The organism is Paenibacillus bouchesdurhonensis (genome assembly GCF_900155685.1).
Lineage (GTDB): Bacteria > Bacillota > Bacilli > Paenibacillales > Paenibacillaceae > Fontibacillus > Fontibacillus bouchesdurhonensis.
The window spans coordinates 4675738-4693934 of the sequence record NZ_LT732548.1 but is presented as its reverse complement, the minus strand read 5'-3'; the positions used below and the strand labels follow the sequence as shown (position 1 = coordinate 4693934).

The window sequence follows — 18197 nt, the reverse complement described above, 5'->3', positions numbered from 1 at the left end:
TAAGTTCATAGCACAGTATAGGTTGATGATTTCCTCGTAAGCCTCCCCGTTAGTTGCTTGATACTTCAAAACATGGGATGAAAGATTAAATAGACAAGTAAACGCTTTGCATGGCGTTAATGGAGCCCTTCTCTTATCGAATAGCCATCAATACTTACCTCGAACTGATTGATCAGGTTAACCTCTAGTATGGGGGCGGCTTCATATTTATTGTGTTGTACAAAAAAGTTGCGATAGGCCATTTCAAATTTAGAGTGAACATCATTTTGATTTTCTTTCCTCGGGTCTAGCTTAAATTGGATATAGTAATCGATCCACTTTGCTGTCATTTCAGGTTGCTCTAAAAAGAACAGAAACGATGCATTTGGCATCACCAGTTGCGTATAATGCTCCAGGGAAAACGATAGCGTATTGGCTAGTTCATAGGAAGTAATGGCAACTTGATCCCCTGCAATGGTAAGTGTAGGGATAGAGATTTGGGTCAGATCATTTAATAAAGGAGAATGCATCGTCATGACCGACAATTGGGCGAATACATGGTCAGGCAGCTGAGCAAGTACGTGAAAATACTGAACCAATCCATGATACTCTTCCTCTAAAGAGGTATATAGACGAAGTAAATCTCGAAAAGGAGCTAGATCATCGATGTTGCCAGTTTTGACTGCTTGCTTAATATGTGGAAAAGCTTGTATTAGAAGCTGATAAGGGTAATTGTTGATATGCATAAACGGTAAAGAAAGCAGGATGAGGGATTTCACATAAGCCGTATGCTTGCTTGCAAAATGAACAGCAAGATGGGCTCCAAGCCCATGACCTACGAGATGAAACTTTTCAATTTCAAGATGCTGGATCAGCTCACAAAGATCCTCTGCCATCAGCTCCCAGCCAAGCTTGGAGCCTTCTATTTCACTTTGCCCATGTCCCCGCAAATCATAGATTACAATCTGGGAGCGATGTTGCAAATGAGTAAGCATAGGTTTCCATAGAGAGCTGTCCATAGCAAATCCATGGATCATGACGATCGTTTCGGCGTCTTTATTTCTCGCAGGATGAATCTCGTAATATGTTTTAAGATGGTTTATTGTCAAAAAAGGCATGGATCCTGCCCTCCACTAAAATGAACTGTTACGAAACTGTTACATCGTTTATAGTAAGTTATTTCCGTGAACTATTCAATTGCAAGACCAGATAGGAAGCAACAGTCCAATTAATACATGCTGAGCGTGACTTCATTACTAGAAAGGTACGGTGAAAAAAGGTTGCTGAGACGATATTTTTTTTATCGGCGGTACTTGTTCTTCTGGCAGGATTCCTCCCTGCTCATGTCGCTGCCGGTTATTTGGACGAGTGAATATTAGGAGTCTTTTGCCCATGGGTAGCTATCTTCATGGTGTGACCTACGGCAACCGAGCGGAATGGACAAACCGTCACCATCGTCACTTTTGATCAGTCAAAGCTGGAAAACATGCTTGCGACCGAAGGACAGCATTCGATTGTGACGATTCGGGTTAACACGAAGTCTGATGTCGTTGTCGAATGGAGCGGTCAAACGGTCAAGAACATGGAGAACAATCAGGCCGTTATCGAGATCATAACGGATCGGGCAAACGTATACTTTGCCAGCGCAGCATCAAAAGGAGCATTCACGATGGTCGTCCTGAAGAAATCAAAGGAAATGAGTTTAACTTAAATATTCCTCGCTACGTGGATACGTTTGAAGAAGAACAAGTCATTGACCTTGATGAAGTGATTAAGCTATTAGAGCAGGACAAGCAAGAAATCGCTGATCTTGAGGCTAAGATCAATGAACAGTTGAAAATCTTGGGCATTAATGTGTAAAGATTGACGGGGTTGATTCACCGATAGCGAAGAGGAAAGAATCTGCAAATATTCCGCGAACAATCGATAACCACCCACTTTTGGAAAAATATTCTTTGTGATTATCTGTTTAATATTGTAAAGTTTATTAATTCAAATATACGAGATACATAGATGAAAAGGGTGGGAATGGCATGAATAACTTTTTTATTGCAGTTAGAAATCGAGCACAATCCGTAATGGCCATTGATGGTTTTCCGATTATTTTGCTGTTAAATGTGTTTCTTGGCATCGCGAACTCATTTGTATTGCCTTTCAGCTCTATCTTTGGGATTGATGAAGTTGGTATGACTAATATGGAGTTTGGTATATTTATGATGATCTCCACGCTCTGTGGTGTCGGCTTCAGCACCTATATCGGCAAGTTGTCTGACCGAGTATCTGACCGTAAGCTGATTCTTATTCTTTGTGCTATCGCTGGAGCGATCGGATATATCGGTTATGCCTATTCCCGTAACTATTATGTGCTTCTTGCGATTTCTTCTATTTTTTTGGGTATATCTGCCTCCACATTTTCACAAATTTTTGCTTACGGACGAGAGGTATTAGTGAAATCTAAGGTACCAGCCAAAGAGATTCCACTGTATATGAACATACTGCGTGTCCTATTCGCCCTATCTTGGACCGTAGGCCCTGCCATTGCGGCGTATGTGCTGCTATATTTCGGTTTCAAAGGGATGTTCCTGGTAGCGGCATCCTGTTATATCATCGTTGTAGGTATTACTTTGCTTTCTCTCAAAAAGGCATCTAAGAAAGAAATGGCAAAGCCAAAACCCAAACCAACAGAAGCAACGATTCCTCTACGGCAAGTCATCTTTCAACCTTTTATTTTTGTTAACTTAATCGCCTTTACACTGATTTCAACAGCGACTACGATCAGCTCCTTGAACATGGCCCAATTCGTAACGAAAGTATTGAACGGGGAAGAGAAGCATGTTGGTATCATTTTCAGTATTCCGCCTGTATTCGAAGTTCCTTTTATGCTTGGGTTTGGAATTTTGGCGTTGCGGGTCAAGAGCGACAACCTGATTCGTCTAGGCTCATTGCTTGCTTTTGCATATTTCGCCACCACCTTCTTCGCCACTGATATCTGGCACATTTTCCCTATCCAAATACTTAGCGCGGCATACATTGCTATTACAAGTGGCATTGCGATTACCTACTTCCAGGACTTCATACCGAATATGCCGGGTACTGCAATGACTCTCTATTCCAATACTGGGAAAATTGGCTCCATGCTCGGCTTCCTGCTATTCGGTGTACTATCAGATACGTTCGGGTATCGTAACGTCTATCTATGGTGTGCGATCTTTGCCTTTCTCGCCATGATATTGCTCTTCGCATTAGTAAGAGCCAAACGAGTCCAGTTCGGATCGAGTTCGTCCATAAATGCATAACTCTTATTTATCAAAACAACGCGACCTAATATCGGTTGCGTTTGTATAAGTTGTAGGAATAAAAAAACGGGATGGCAATCATTAGAGCTATTACGCTGATGCTCAACCAAGGATTAGCTCTAAATGAGTTTACAATGAAGATAAAGCCACCCAAATAGTGATCGCAGTGCTTCTAAAGAACTCTTTTTCGGATCGGTTTTATTTCGAAACCATGAATATATATACGACAAGCATCAGAGCAGGAATGCCAAATGCGGCTAGAAACTTCGGCTCATAGTTATCAGGATTGCCAGCATGATCAAAGTGAATGGCAACTTGGTCAGGGAGCTTATTGTAGTAGAATGCCGAAATAATAAATGGAATGAAATACGAATGCGTGCTTACACGTATGACATTCGCAATAGATTCGTGCTAAAAATTGAAATAAGATGTGATAAAATTGGGAAAGGAATGAATGGGGAACGGGGAAAACTCAGATCCATCAAGACTTTCCTCTGTTTTTTGTATCAAGAATTATTCGAATTCTAGTAGATTATAGGAGGATTACATGTCCTGGAGTAAATTGAAGCAGCAAATGGAGAGCTTTCTCAGTCCTGCGTTATATGGAAGGGTCGAATATCGTGCAACAAGTTACCGTTATTTACCTGATAAAGCGGGAGTTTGTTATATTTCGGTAGATAAAAAGAATGTACTCAATATGAATGATAAAACGAGCTTAATTAAATGGTATGAAACGGAGCTGGAAATTAAGAATGATTCAAATATCCAGATTCCTATCAACAATGAAGAAATTGAAGCGGTCAGAAAAGATACTACGGGGAACGTTCCGGAGGATCGCCTAATCGTAATTGCTAGAAATAGAAAAATGTCAGAATATGCAAAGGATCTTCTGTCAGCACAGGTTTCATTAAGTAAATCAAATTTTATCGTTGTGGCTAATAAGTTTTTATCTACTTCTATAGAGGAAAGCATAGAGTCCGATGATATCTTACTGAATATTCTAGCTTTGGTGGACAGACGAGTTGGAAAAAAACGAATGATAAATATGGGCGAGAAGATGAGATTGAAGCATCCAATCGTACAGTATTTTTATGAATTAAGGCTAAGTACATTAGGGAAATAAATCACTCTTAAGTATTGGATGATACATAATAACCATACTGGACGGTGGACGGGGGTTAAAGAAATGGCAGCACCTCGTAGACCTCAAGTTGAAAACCGAGTATTGAGGAGCGCACGGAGAAGTAATTGGATTTCCTTTTGAAGGATCCTTCATTTGATTATGTAAACATTGGTTTTTGGTTTGAGAAATGTACCAGATTATTCAACCGTTTTACAGGAAATGTATCGAGTATCAAAACCAGATGGAAAAGTAGTTTGTTTAGAAACGGGATTTTCCAAAGTAGATGTAAAAAGCTATAGTGGCGGCGTCGCAGCAATGCATATGGCTATAAAATAGATAGAGTTGGGTTTCCTAGAACCTTTTAATATATTTCTCATTTAGATTCCTTCATGGTAGCATATTTATAAAGAACGATAAAGGAGGCCGCACGTTGTCTCGTATCTTGCTGATTGTCGTGGTTCTCCTGCTGGCCGGGTGTCAAATCAATTCCGGTTCCTCGCAGCCTCTATCCAATGAATCAAATTCTGACGAAAAGAAGGTGGAAGTGATGAATCAACAATTGATTGCCTCGGCAGAAAAAGGAGAGGTTGAAGACGTTCTGAAGCTGCTTCAAGACGGAGCAGACATCAATGCAACGGATGGACGTGGAAGAACGGCCGTCATGGCAGCAACTTATAACAATAAGGCTGAAACAGTAAAGGCTCTTATTCAAGAGGGGGCGGACATTAACCTTCGCGACGAAAGCTTAAATAATGTTCTCTTATATGCTGGAGCGGAAGGGTTTCTTGAAATCGTCAAACTCGCGATTGATGCCGGTGCCAACCCCCAACTTACGAACCGGTATGGAGGAACTGCGCTGATTCCTGCTTCGGAACGCGGACATGTTGAGGTTGTCCAAGAACTGCTTAGTCATTCAGACATCGATGTCAACCACATTAATAATTTGCACTGGACGGCAGTGTTGGAAGCGGTCATTCTAGGTAGCGGCGGAGAGAAGCATCAAAAAATCGTACAACTGTTAGTTAACCATGGAGCCGATGTGAATATTGGTGATGGAAATGGGGTCACTCCCTTAATGCATGCGCGTCAAAAAGGATTTCAAGAAATTGCCGACATTTTAATCGAAGCAGGGGCATAACTCCTTAATGCTTACGTTGCAAAATGCGATTAAGGTATTGTACGACACGTGGAGAGTGGATCAGATCCGGACAATTTTGACTTTATAGTAAGAGTCATAAGGATATAGGCGCATTTTTTCGTCTATATCCTTTTTTAGTACCACTAACTTCTTATCTCTGAAGAAAAAAGGAATTAAGAAAAACCGGACTCACAAATTTTTGTGAGTGCACTAGAAAGGCTTGGGGTGAGTTTTTTATAATATTCTATAGGGAGATGGATTCAACTAATAATAAAATAGTCAATTAAGCGGAATAGGTATGGAGGCATCATATTATGAAACCAATCACAGAAGTAGCAGCTCAACTGAGCCTGGAGCCGGATCAGCTTGAGCTTTACGGAAAATGGAAAGCGAAGCTAACCGAGGATGTATGGGAATCCGTCTCGCAGCGTCCTGACGGTAAGCTTATCCTCGTTACCGCCATGAATCCGACGCCGGCAGGAGAAGGCAAGACGTTGACAACGATCGGGCTCACGCAAGGATTAAATCGGATTGGACGGAAGGCGGTTGCCGCGCTGCGCGAGCCGTCGCTCGGACCGTGCATGGGCATGAAGGGTGGCGCCACAGGAAGCGGCAGAGCCCAGATCGTGCCGGCTGAGGATATTAATCTGCACTTTACAGGCGACATCCATGCGATAACATCAGCGCACAATCTGTTGACGGCACTCATTGATAACCATATTCACCAAGGCAACGCTTTGCGTCTTGACCCGGCGCGCATTGTATGGAAACGTGCGCTCGATATGAATGATCGGCCGCTGCGTCAGATCGTAATCGGAATCGGTGACAACAACGGCACAGCTCGCGAAGACGGCTTCCTTATTACGAGCGCATCGGAAGTGATGGCAGTATTGTGTTTAGCGGAGAATATGCCCGATTTGCGAGCGCGGCTTAGCCGGATTGTTGTAGCGTATGACATGGATAAGCGACCGGTGACGGCGGGTGAGCTACGGACGGTGGACGCGATGTGCACCCTGCTGAAGGATGCGATCCATCCGAATCTGGTGCAGACGCTCGAAGGCGACCCGGTGTTCGTTCATGGCGGGCCGTTCGCCAACATCGCTCACGGATGCAGCAGTATACGGGCGACCCGTTATGCTCTCAAGCTGGCCGATTATGTTGTGACAGAAGCGGGGTTCGGCGCCGATCTGGGCGCGGAGAAATTCATTGACATTAAGTGCCGACTGGGAAACCTTCAGCCGGATGCTGTAGTCATTGTCGCGACCGTGCGTGCGTTAAAATACAACGGCGGCGTACCGAAGCAGGAACTCTTATCTGAGAATACGGAGGCGATCCGATCCGGATTCGTCAACTTACAGCGCCATATTGAGAATATGCGTGCCTTCGGCCTGCCAGTAATCGTTGCTATAAACCGCTTTGCGGCCGATACAGAGGCCGAGCTGGTGCAGGTTGCGACTCTCTGTTCAGAGCTTGGTGTGAAGGCGATCACCTCAGACGCGTGGGAGCGCGGTGGTGAAGGCTGCCGTGAATTGGCACAGGAAGTGGCCGCACTGGCTGACGAATCGGCGGCGGATACGTTCCAGTTGCTCTATCCTGATGATATGTCGCTTACTGAGAAGATCGAAACGATCGTTAAGCGTGTCTATCGCGGAGACGGCGTCAAATACCGTCCGGCTGCGAAGCGAGCACTGGAGGAATTGGAGCGGCTTGGCGTGAAAGACATTCCTGTCTGCATGGCTAAGACACCGTACTCATTTACAGATCGTCCTACTATGCTTGGAGCGCCGGAGCACTTTACCATCGAAGTGCAGGATGTCCACTGGTCTGCCGGCGCAGGATTCGTTGTTGTGCTGACAGGCCAGGTTGTGACCATGCCAGGGCTGCCTGCGGAACCAGCGGCATATCGCATAAAACTGGATGATACAGGACATATCGAAGGTTTATTTTGAATTTGGCTTTTTTACCATGATAAGTAGGGGAAAGGAAGTGGTGAAGGGGAAGACCTAGACCCAGCAAGCCTTTCCTCTCTTTTTATATCTAGGCTTATCCAAAGTGACTGACTATACGGATTTGCTTTGGGTCGAAAAATTAAAGGAAACTACCCAAAACTTATGGTTGAAGCCTAGATCTGCAGGAAAATGGTCTCTTCGGAGATATTGCTGTTCAGAGATACTCCTGAACGTCGCTCGGCTTTTTCTTTTTGATCCATCCCTTTAACTACTTGACTAATCGTTTCTTATCATGAAGTATAAGGATTAAAATATAAAATTTTAGGTGTTCTTATGATTAATAACAATCGACAGAAACTAATTAATTACATAGCAGATTCGCCTATGGAATCAGCAGAATTTGTGCGACTTTCGATCATAGTAACAGAGATGGTTTGTCGTGCACATCATCAGACCGCAATGATTGGGAATTTGAACCCTTCGAATATCAGCATCCAATGGGAGAGTAAGGAAGCTACTCTAGGTGAAGGCCCGGAATGGGATGCAGCTTATCGGGCTCCAGAGCAGACAGGGCGGCTAAATCGTGTGCCAGATAATCGAAGTGATCTTTATGCTTTAGGGGTCATTTTCTATGAGATGTTGACGGGACAAATGCCGTTTCGACCTGAACATGCTGAGGGTTGGGATGACATACATATTTATAAGATGCCGCCGCCGTTGTCCGAAATTCGACAGGAATGGGATGAACCACTTCAATCGATTCTGTTGAAGCTGCTGGCTAAGTCGCCAGAAGAACGCTACCAGAGCGCTTATAGCTTGCTTGATGATCTTAAGCAATGCGAGAGCATGCTGGAGAGCAGCGGAACGCTAGTTTCTTTTGAGCTAGGCTCAATGGATAAGCTCCGTTCGTTTGGCCTATCGGACGCATTCTACGGTCGCAGCTTCGCTATGAAACAGTTGGAGGATGGGCTGGAACAGGCTGTACAGGGCTTGCAAGTGTTTCGCTGGGTGACGGGTGGTGAGGGGAGCGGAAAAACTACTCTAGTTCATAGGCTTCAGCTGGACATTGCGTACAGAGGCGGAAGCTTTGTTACAGGGAGCGTCGAATACGATCGACAGAAGCAAGTCAAGCCTTATGAGCCGCTTCTGCAAGCCTTGCGGGAATGGATTCATCAGCTGTGGAGCGAGCCACACGAGGTAATAGAGAAGTTAAAGGCTAGGCTGTATACTGAATGCGGCCACGACTTGAGAGTGCTAGCCTCGTTACTGCCTGAGATTAAGCCGTTAATTGGAGAACAGTCGGATGAGAGATTAACCTCGGAAATAACGGATCAGAATCGTTGCGAGGAGCTGCTGCTTGCCGTGATTCGTTGTTTTGCTGAAGGTAAATCTCCATTTGTTCTATTTATGGATAACCTGCAATGGGCGGATGAAGGAACGGATTCTGTCATTCGTAAGCTTACGCTGGGGGAAATGATTCCTGGTCTCGTCTTGATCGGGGCTTGGCGCACGGAGCTGAATTGCAATTCAGATGAAGAGGGTCGGAAACCTATAACTAAGCTTGATTGGTTGTCAGAGAGAATGCGTGTTCATTCTACCGAACAAGTTGCTCTTTCCCACCTGCAATATGAAGACATCAGACAATATTTATCCGATGTGATAGTTGAAGACACGGCTCGAATCCGATTATTGGCACGATCTGTGTATGATCAAACTGGAGGTTATCCAGGAGCCATACGACGTTTGCTGGAAGGCTGGGTAAGAGAGCAGCAGCTCAGTTTCGACGAGCAGCGGCGCCAATGGACATGGGATAGTCAGATTATAGGAAAAATGAGCAGTCTGGAGCCCAATCATTCATTAATGGAGTCGAGCTTTACAAATCTTTCCGATGATACGAAGACGCTATTGTCCACGGCTGCTGTTATTGGATCGGTGTTTCGTTTATCGCTCCTATCGGAAGCGTGTGATTATTCGTCACAAGAAACATTTCGGTTGCTGCAAGAAGCAGAGGCAGCAGGAATTGTATGCCGTGAGGATGATACAGAGCCTGGCAATAGATATGAAGGGCTTTATCTGTTCTTGGATGATCATATGCATCAGATCGCCTATGGATTTAATAAGAAACAGAACGCGCTTACGCATCTGAAGATTGGAAGGCTGCAGCTTCAGCGTCACGAGCTTGAATGGAATGACGAGACTGTATTAGCTCCGATCGATCATCTGAATCTTGGTGCTACCTATATGAAAGCGGACGAGAAGGCGCAGCTCCCTGAGTATAATCTTCATGCAGCGCGCAATGCTATCGCCCGCGGGGAATATGCTAAGGGGAAGCGATATGCCGAAGCCGGGATGAAGTTTGTAAACGGAGACACAGAGAGTGATTCGAGCTCTCTATATGTTCAGTTGAAGCTGGCATTGGCGTGGAATGAATATATGAGTAGCAATATGGAACAAGCGAGAGAGATATTATTGGAATTGACGAAGTGTGATCGGGAAATGACCCTGGCAGAGCGTTCACAGATCTGGGTGCCTTTGATTCAGTTTCATACGTTTGTTGAGAACGAGGCTGCGATCAAGTATGGGAGAGAGGCGTTGGCGGATTATGGATGGAGCTTGCGAACTAAAGTATCTAATCCGTCAATCGTTAAGGAAGTAGCGCATACCCAGCTGCACTTGTCTCGAGTGCGTAATAAGCTTCATCAATTGCCTGTTAATCACGATGAAGACTATAAGACGTTATGTTGGCTTATACTCCTGGTTACTTTACCGCTGCTTATGCATAATGCAAAGGCTTTAATCGAATTGTTGGCCAGATTTATTCGCTACGGGATAAAGGCAGGGATGAATGAGTATCTAATCAATATCATGATAAGTTATGAAACGCTGGTACAAAGAGCGCTCCCGAACTATACTCGAACTATTCCAATTTCCAGCATGATCGGTGCTACCAACCAGGATTCTTCCCATATGTGGTCGAATCATCTCCTCGATTATATCATCGCGCTGTCTGTTAAATTGGATAAGCCTGCAGAGGCATCCGCTTATTTGAATAAGGCGATGCGTCGAGGAGTGAGACAGGGGGATATCGGCTTTGCTAATCTAGCCATGATCACATGTCTCATTACGCATCATGGAAGCTTGTTTACCTTATCTGATTTGTTGGATTATTTTGAAGATCAGCTGCGGGTGAGCGCAAGCGATAAGACGCTGGAAATCGTGCAGGTTGCAAGAAGCTATATAACAGCTCTGCAAGATGAGACTTTGCAAAGCAGCTTCGTTGCTATCCCTGATTCGTCAGGTGCTTCAGAACCCGATAGTGAGGATAATTACAGCTATGTCTGCAAGCTAGAAGCAGCTTATTTATCTGGCTATTACAGGGAAGCTATGTACTGGGCGGAACGAGCAAAGGAGAATGAGTTTGCGTCCGATTGGGTACGAATCCGTAAACAGCGCTTGTATGAAACGCTGACGCTGGCTGCATTATACCCTGAAGTGAATGACCATGAACGTAAGCGCATTCGACGAGCGATCCGCACACAAATAGGAAAAATGCAAAGATGGAGAGGGTTTCTTGGATCAAACACCTCTGGACATCTGCTTCTGAAAGCGGAATGGGAACGAATCAATGGGAATCAGCTGGATGTGCTGAAGAAATATTCGGCTGCGGTTAATCAAGCGAGAGCAGAGCAGTATGGTTTAATGGAAGGTATCGCTTGTGAACGGCTGGCTGTGTATTATCATACGATTGTGAGGAGCCCTTCAGGAGCGACAATCGCCATGATGGATGCCTGTACCGCTTATTCCGTATGGGGCATCACCTCCAAAGTTACTCAGATCCGAAATCGCTATGATGACCTATTAAATGATGTGTTGATGCCACGAGAAGATCAGATCTTGGAGATCGAAAGTAAGGATACAGTTGTAAAAATGTTGGAGCATAAAGCATCAGAAGAGCGTAGGAATTCGACAGACGAGCTTATACAGCAGGTTGTCACAATGTCTTCCAAGCTGAATAAAGACAAGTGGCAGCAAAGCTTCCTAGAGGCGGCGCTTCGACAAGCGGGTGCGGATCGCGGATACGTATTGAGCAACCAGAAAGCCCGCTATCAGATCGAAGCCAAGTCAGAACAAGAGTCGATCGAGGAGGTGTCCAGCGCATATTCGGAGAGCATCCTGCGACATGTCCTTATGACGAATGAATCGGTTGTGCTGCAAGATGCACTCCAAAGCTACTATGTGAAGGACTCTTATATACAGAGCGAGCGCCCGAGATCGATCCTCTGCATGCCGATTAGGGTTCCGAGGGAGCGGTCTCCTCTGATATTGTATCTGGAAAATCGGCAGGTATCATGTGTGTTTACAGATCGTGATCTGCATGTGCTGGAGCTTATCGCCACACGAATGATCTATTCGAGCATGCTGCTTGAGGAGACGGCAGCTGCAGAAGACCGTGCTCCATCTGTCCCAGAACTGGCGAACCAGAGTTTGATCGAATCGCTGACAAAAAGAGAAATCGAAGTATTAACCGCTGTCGCTGAGGGATTGTCCAACAAGGATATTGCGGAGCGATTAGGTATTTCGGAAACAACGGTCAAGACGCATACCTCTAATATCTATGGAAAACTTGGTGTGAAGCGGCGGGGACAAGCCGTTGTGCGAGCGAAAGAGTTAAATATTATTAAAAATTAAGGATAGTTTTTGCACTCTACTACTTTCGTAGGATACGTTCTCCTATCATTCGATCTATGCTGTCATTTAGGCTCGAAGGATAGGGGATTTCCTCGAAGAGTAGGTTTTTTTGTGATGTGTGCATTCGGACTTAGCAACGATCATATCGGGCATATGAGAAAGGGTCGAGAAAGGAAGGGGATTCTTAAGGCTAGTATTCAAATTAAAAATCTATGACTGCTTCTCTGGTGAAAATTAATTTATATGCTTTAACAACCAATTGGTATAACTTAGGCGAAGAGGAGATCGATATGAGAGTAATAGGTCGCAAATTAATAATGACTATTATGATTTTGACGTTGATTGGAAGCACGGTTGCAGGAGCTGCAGGAGCAGCTGCTATACAAAGTGAGCAACCTTCAAGCGGTAGCCATGAAGCTCTGACAAGCGTATCCGTGATAGCAGGCAACGGTGATTTTAATGATTGGGACGGAGCAGCGTTGGAAGCGTCTTTCCGTATGCCGCAAGGAATGGCTGTATTGAAGGATGGCTCTGTGCTTGTTGCAGACAGCAGGAACCATCTGATTCGACAGATTAAGGATGGTCAGGTTTCCACTTATGCGGGCTTTATACTAGACGTAGATGCCAGTGGAATTCCGAGTGGAGGATGGAACGACGGTACGAAGCAAACGGCTGTATTCAACGATCCTTCGGGCATGGATACAGATTCGGAAGGCAACGTATATATAGCGGATACAGAAAATCATCTGATTCGGAAAATTTCAAAAGATGGAATGGTATCAACAATTGCTGGAGACGGCATTCTCGGCCATGTTGACGGGGAAGGTAAAGTAGCAAAATTCTATCATCCTCAAGATGTTGCTGTAGCTGCGGACGGAACCTTATTCGTTGCGGATACCTTAAATCATTTAATTCGCCAAATATCACCGGAGGGCCAGGTCACTACACTGAATGCTCCTTCTGATCGTGTCGTAGAGGTTATTGCCGGATATGCGGTTCCTGCAGGCGATTACGCGAATGGTGAGTTGTCAGCAGCTAAGTTTAATGAGCCTACCAGTATTGCAATCGACAATAAAGGCAATTTATATGTAAGTGATACTGGCAATCATGTTATTCGATATATAGATATGGCTGAAGGTACAGTTACAACGGTAGCAGGCTTGTCTCAGGGGGAAGCGCCAGTGTATGCGAAGGGTGCTCTGTATGGTAAAGGTGGCTATGCGGATGGATCCAGCTCAGAGGCACGCTTTCAGTCTCCTAGAGGTATTGCCCTAACAGAGGAACAAGGGCTAATTATTGCCGACAGTCTTAATCACACGATTCGTTATCTTGTTAATGGACAAGTGAGCACAATAGCTGGTGTACCTGCACAATTTGGTCAAGTAGACGGCATTAACGGTCATAATCTGCTTCATCAACCAACAGATGTAGCCGTTCTGCCAAATGGTAACTTGCTCATTGCGGACAGCTACAACAATAAAATTCGTGAGCTTGAATTTTATAAGCTTCCTGGCAATTTGCCACAAAATGATCAGGTGAAGGTTGTGTTCGAGGATCAGATCATTAGCTTTGATGCGCAGCCCGAGACTGTAAAGGGACGCACGATGGTTCCTGTTAGAGCGTTAAGTGAGAAAATGGACTATGAAGTTGGATTGGATGATAATGAGGGGATTATTGAATTAACAAAAGGTGAGGTAACAATCACACTTCAGGTTGGAAGTCCTATGATTTCTATCCAGAATGCTGCTGATATACAAGAGAAGAAAGAGATGGAGGCAGCACCTTATATTAAAGCTGGTCGCATCTATGTCCCGGTTAGATTTTTCAGCGAGGCATTTGGGGTAGATGTAGAATGGGAACCCAGTACGAGTGCAGTTATTTTGAGAGAAATAGCTGAAGCGGTCGATAAGCTACCTGTAGCGGATCGAAATTCAAGGACAGCGACACTAGAACAGATTAAGGGAACAGTTTGGGTAAAAGAGGCGGGGGGTTCATTGACCTATAGAGCCTATAATTTCATAAAACTTAATCATGGTGATCAGATCATCACTGAAAATAGTTCAAGCGCGATATTGAAAACGGTTGATCGCAAGGATGAAATTACGATTAGTGAGAACTCTAATCTATACATTTCTAATTTAAGTAATACGTCACATGTTGAGCATACGAGCTTTTATCTATGGAGCGGAATGGTTGGGGCTAGTGTGTCCTCGCTGGTTGACTCGAAGGATACATTCAAATTGATGACTCCTACGGCTGTGACAGATGTTCGCGGAACAAATTTTTATGTCGGTATCGTTCCTACTACGGGCCAGTCGACACTTTTTCTAGTCAGCGGCTTAGTTCAAGCTGGCGGTAACGGAACTGGTCAGAACCCAGGTCTCGTATATCCTGCTCAGCAGCTGGGCTTTATTCCAGGATCAGGCGATTATCAGTCTTCTAGCCCTTCTCCAGTTGATCTAGCCGATTTCATTAAAAATGCTTCACCTGCTGTCATCGAAGCGTTTTTGAAGGAGATGCAGAAGATCGATCAAGAAAATGCGGAGATGCTGGAGGGATGGAAGAACGAACTTTCAGGATCTAACCCAAGCGATAATCCGTTGGGTCTATCTCAAGACGAGCTTAATCAATATCAGCAAAATTTAGAAAACCTCCTCGCCAATATTGCAAAGCAGGCACTCGATCAACAGAAAATAGATGAAGATCGGCTTCAGGAAATTATGGGTAATATCGATTTAAACAATGTTCCTCCGCTTCAATTAACGGAGCAGCAAAAAGAGCAGCAGGAATTACAGAAAAGATTGGAACAGGAAAGAAAGAGACAGCAGGAGGAGCAAAATAAGCTGCGTGAGCAACAGCAGCAGCAACAAGCTGGGTTGCTCGCTAAACTCTTAGCAGAAAAACAACGGCTGGAGCTGGAGAATAAGAAGCAGCAAGAAGAAGCCGCGAAGAGAGCAGCAGATTTATTCAAGCAACAGCTGTTGGAAGAAGAAAGACAAAGGTTCGTGCAGCAACAACAAGCATTGGAGCGGCAAAAGCAGCAGCAGGCGGCAGCACAGCGGCCGCAGGCGCCAACACCTTCGCCATCAACGGCAGCACCATTGCCAACGCCATCGCCGACACCATCACCAACACCATCACCAACACCGTCGCCATCACCAACACCAACGCCGACACCGACACCGACACCAGAACCAACGCCAGAACCAACACCGTCCAATACTGCACCTACGGTCATCAACCCGTTATCAGATCGGATGGTAAACACAGAGGAGTCTTTTGAAATAGATGTGAGCGAGGTTTTCCATGATGCAGATGGTGACACGCTAACGTTCACGGTCAATTCGAGTAATTCTAATATTGCAAAAGTTGAAGCAGAAGGAGCTATTATTACTGTTTTTCCATATGGTATGGGTTCAACTATAATCACGATTACTGCTGATGATGGCAGTGGCGGGATAGCCGAAGCATCCTTTCATTTTGGGCTCTACTCTGTCATAGCTGGTTTGGAGGCTGAAGTATCGACGGAGTTCATTATTCTTTATTGGGATAATTATTGGGATGAAGACTTGATCTATCATATCTATATTGATGATGAGCTGTTCGAAACAATCTCTGATGGAACTATATCGATTGTTGATCTAAAGCCTGATACGGCTTATAAATTGCGCGTAGTAGCTGTTAATTATGATAAAGAGATTATGGGATTCGCAGATCTTTTGGTGACGACGAGTTCTATCGATTAAGCTATAGGAGTGTCGATTCACCGTCAGCGAATAAATGAAAGCGGAGAGCCGGCTAGACTTGGGTTCTCCGCTTTTTTACACAGGCTAGGCGAATGCATCGTCAAGACCGACAAATGGGCGAACACATGGTCAGGCAACTGAGCAAGTACGTGAAAATACTGAACTGTTACCAAATTGTTACGTCTCTTATAGTAAACTATTCCCAAGAACTCATAATAACGATAGAGGAACTGCTCGATACAGCCCATTTGGAAAACGACGGGGAAGTATTTGCAAGTCCGGTCTTTGAACTACTTAGCAATATTTCGGGCAACTTTAACAAGCCTGTCACCTTGACGTTCAAGTATGACCCTTCTAAAGTAGAGAATGGGCAATACCCTGTTATTTCCTATTGTGATGAAGAGAACAAAAAATGGGTTAATATAGGTGGTCAAGTGGACGGCGATACGATTAGCATAGATGTGGAGTACTTTGCGAAATTTGCGGTATTGGTAATTGATGAAGAATCAGTGCCAGAGATGCCAAAGGAAGAAATAACGTTTACCGATATTAGTAGACATTGGGCAGAAGCTCAGATTAGACAAGCGGTAGAACAAGGCACCGTCAGCGGCTATCCTGATGGCACATTTAAGCCGAATAGCAGGGTCACTCGTGCGGAATTTACGCTTATGCTAATGAATGCCATAAATTCAAGAGGTGAGAGTACTGAGCTCCGCTTTGGCGATGTGCAAGAAATTGGCACATGGGCACAAACAGCGGTAGCACAATCCGCAGCCTCAGGGATTGTTACAGGCTATAGCGACGGTACATTTCGTCCAAATGCGAGCATCACCCGTGCTGAAATGGCAGCAATGATCGCCAGAGCACTCAAGCTGCAGCTTGACACTAATGTGTCAACCGGATTTTCAGATGACGAAGCCATTCCGCAATGGGCGAAGGGCTCGATCGAAGCGATTCGTGAGCTTAGCATCGTTAATGGCCGCGGCGGGAACCGTTTCGTTCCGGACGACACGGCAACGCGGGCGGAAGCAGCGGTGATGCTGCTTAGAATGTTGGAAGTCAATCCATAGAGCATAATACTCACGCGAAGGCACCTCTAAAGGGATCTTCGCGTTTTGCTTATCGAAATCGCCTCCAACCTTAATGGACAGTGAAACTACCCTTTGTGGGAGAGCGCATCGCTGGCAGCGATGAGGTCAGAGGTTCGATCCCACTTGGCTCCATAATTAACATAACGAAACTTCTAATGAGCGGATACAGATCCTAGGCTAAAGGCGGGGTTCAGACACTCCCTAAGACGGTTATGACAGGCGAATAAGGCGGTTATAATAGGATTCATAACTTAGAACGTGAACTTATGAATCAAAGGAAGTGTTTGATATGAAGGCAACCGAAGTGAATGCCAAAACGCCGACAGGTAAAGTGAATTGGGTGCTTTTTAATCCAAAAACCTATGCAACGATCCTCTATTTATTGCTATCTCTCCCATTAGGGATTATCTATTTTACAGTAGCGATAACGGGGCTCGCTCTTTCAATCGCTTTAACTCCAATATTTATCGGGATACCCTTGTTTTTTGGAGTAGCTAAGCTGTTGGATGGGATTGTGAAATTTGAACAAGGCATGATTAGACAAATTTTAGGTTTACCGACTGCTCCTGCTTCGTATAACTATAATCAACAGTCTAATGTTGGGCAGAACTGGTTTATGCGAATGGTGAGAGGTTTTGACGGTGGGCTATTTATTCGAAATCTGCTGCTCGTAATCATGAGATTTGTAACAGGCATTGTATTCTTTGTTATTATGGTAACTGCGATTTCACTAGGACTTGGATTTATTGCACTTCCAGTCGTGCATATCATTTTGATGAATGAAATGCAGTTGGATATTTTGGAACATAGTTTGTTCAGTTATTTTCATATTGATTGGACCTATAATCAGCAATATATGCTTTACGTAGGCGTGGGATTTGTACTTTTTTGGATCGCACTTCGCGTCGTGAATGGGCTCATGCAAATTCAGCGCAGAATCATGTTTGTAGATGAGCCCTATCAAAAAGCACAGCCGACAATGCCATTGCACGATCAAACACAAGCGTCAGTTCAGTCGCCATATTATGAACCCCCGGTGGATCAATCCACTCCGGAGTTCATGCAGCCAGCTTATAGAGAGCTTTAAATCAGGCATTGTGGGAGTGAATACCTGAACAGAAGGACAATTAAATCAGTAAAAAGAAAGAGGGGCTTGTGATTAAGCACCCTCTTTCTTTTTACTCTG

At 44.6% G+C, this 18197-nt stretch carries 11 protein-coding genes and 1 pseudogene; 10 read left to right on the top strand and 2 right to left on the bottom strand.

Annotation, left to right across the window (positions count from 1 at the left end; genetic code table 11):
- Positions 1–116: 116 nt before the first annotated feature.
- Positions 117–1097 carry an alpha/beta fold hydrolase gene (locus CZ379_RS25230; RefSeq protein ID WP_110934143.1) on the bottom strand — a complete coding sequence of 327 codons (981 nt, stop codon included), beginning with the start codon at positions 1095–1097 and terminating at the stop codon, positions 117–119.
- A gap of 368 nt (positions 1098–1465) precedes the next feature.
- On the opposite strand from CZ379_RS25230, the gene CZ379_RS26445 reads away from it, so the two are divergent.
- Together CZ379_RS26445 and CZ379_RS25220 are read left to right on the top strand one after the other, a co-directional pair.
- Entirely contained in the window at positions 1466–1690 is a 225-nt protein-coding gene (locus tag CZ379_RS26445; protein WP_199925859.1) for a hypothetical protein, read from the top strand.
- A gap of 322 nt (positions 1691–2012) precedes the next feature.
- On the top strand, positions 2013–3275 hold the full coding sequence (locus CZ379_RS25220; RefSeq protein ID WP_110934142.1) for a sugar efflux transporter: 1263 nt from the start codon (positions 2013–2015) through the stop codon (positions 3273–3275).
- A gap of 198 nt (positions 3276–3473) precedes the next feature.
- Here the strand turns inward: CZ379_RS25220 and CZ379_RS27255 are convergent, their stop codons facing one another.
- Entirely contained in the window at positions 3474–3629 is a 156-nt protein-coding gene (locus tag CZ379_RS27255) for a DUF1648 domain-containing protein (protein ID WP_407668712.1), read from the bottom strand.
- Positions 3630–3822: 193 nt separating this feature from the next.
- Between CZ379_RS27255 and CZ379_RS25210 the strand changes: the two genes are divergently transcribed.
- From CZ379_RS25210 to CZ379_RS25170, 8 genes and pseudogenes are all read left to right on the top strand, one after another.
- Entirely contained in the window at positions 3823–4398 is a 576-nt protein-coding gene (locus CZ379_RS25210) for an SF0329 family protein (protein ID WP_110934141.1), read from the top strand.
- 140 nt (positions 4399–4538) lie between these two features.
- Positions 4539–4734: pseudogene (locus CZ379_RS25205) on the top strand (class I SAM-dependent methyltransferase); the annotation flags it as partial.
- Positions 4735–4945: 211 nt separating this feature from the next.
- Entirely contained in the window at positions 4946–5536 is a 591-nt protein-coding gene (locus CZ379_RS25200) for an ankyrin repeat domain-containing protein (protein WP_110934555.1), read from the top strand.
- A 314-nt stretch (positions 5537–5850) separates the two neighbouring features.
- Positions 5851–7485 (top strand): formate--tetrahydrofolate ligase, encoded by a 1635-nt coding sequence (locus tag CZ379_RS25195; protein ID WP_199925777.1) that lies wholly within the window; start codon positions 5851–5853, stop codon positions 7483–7485.
- A gap of 384 nt (positions 7486–7869) precedes the next feature.
- Positions 7870–12174, top strand: coding sequence for a LuxR C-terminal-related transcriptional regulator (locus CZ379_RS25190; protein WP_199925776.1), 4305 nt, complete (start codon positions 7870–7872; stop codon positions 12172–12174).
- A gap of 290 nt (positions 12175–12464) precedes the next feature.
- Positions 12465–15920, top strand: coding sequence for a stalk domain-containing protein (locus tag CZ379_RS27030; protein WP_199925775.1), 3456 nt, complete (start codon positions 12465–12467; stop codon positions 15918–15920).
- A gap of 125 nt (positions 15921–16045) precedes the next feature.
- On the top strand, positions 16046–16990 hold the full coding sequence (locus CZ379_RS25180; protein ID WP_234405013.1) for an S-layer homology domain-containing protein: 945 nt from the start codon (positions 16046–16048) through the stop codon (positions 16988–16990).
- A gap of 310 nt (positions 16991–17300) precedes the next feature.
- A complete protein-coding gene (locus CZ379_RS25170) occupies positions 17301–18098 on the top strand; it encodes a sensor domain-containing protein (protein ID WP_110934136.1) in 798 nt (265 codons plus the stop codon).
- Positions 18099–18197 lie beyond the last annotated feature (99 nt).

Excerpts from the sequence above, each read along its gene's own strand:
- CZ379_RS25230 (WP_110934143.1), bottom strand. The coding sequence starts at position 1,097 with ATGCCTTTTTTGACAATAAACCATCTTAAAACATATTACGAGATTCAT.
- CZ379_RS26445 (WP_199925859.1), top strand. The coding sequence starts at position 1,466 with ATGCTTGCGACCGAAGGACAGCATTCGATTGTGACGATTCGGGTTAAC.
- CZ379_RS25220 (WP_110934142.1), top strand. The coding sequence starts at position 2,013 with ATGAATAACTTTTTTATTGCAGTTAGAAATCGAGCACAATCCGTAATG.
- CZ379_RS25210 (WP_110934141.1), top strand. The coding sequence starts at position 3,823 with ATGTCCTGGAGTAAATTGAAGCAGCAAATGGAGAGCTTTCTCAGTCCT.
- CZ379_RS25200 (WP_110934555.1), top strand. The coding sequence starts at position 4,946 with ATGAATCAACAATTGATTGCCTCGGCAGAAAAAGGAGAGGTTGAAGAC.
- CZ379_RS25195 (WP_199925777.1), top strand. The coding sequence starts at position 5,851 with ATGAAACCAATCACAGAAGTAGCAGCTCAACTGAGCCTGGAGCCGGAT.
- CZ379_RS25190 (WP_199925776.1), top strand. The coding sequence starts at position 7,870 with ATGGAATCAGCAGAATTTGTGCGACTTTCGATCATAGTAACAGAGATG.
- CZ379_RS27030 (WP_199925775.1), top strand. The coding sequence starts at position 12,465 with ATGAGAGTAATAGGTCGCAAATTAATAATGACTATTATGATTTTGACG.
- CZ379_RS25180 (WP_234405013.1), top strand. The coding sequence starts at position 16,046 with ATGGTCAGGCAACTGAGCAAGTACGTGAAAATACTGAACTGTTACCAA.
- CZ379_RS25170 (WP_110934136.1), top strand. The coding sequence starts at position 17,301 with ATGAAGGCAACCGAAGTGAATGCCAAAACGCCGACAGGTAAAGTGAAT.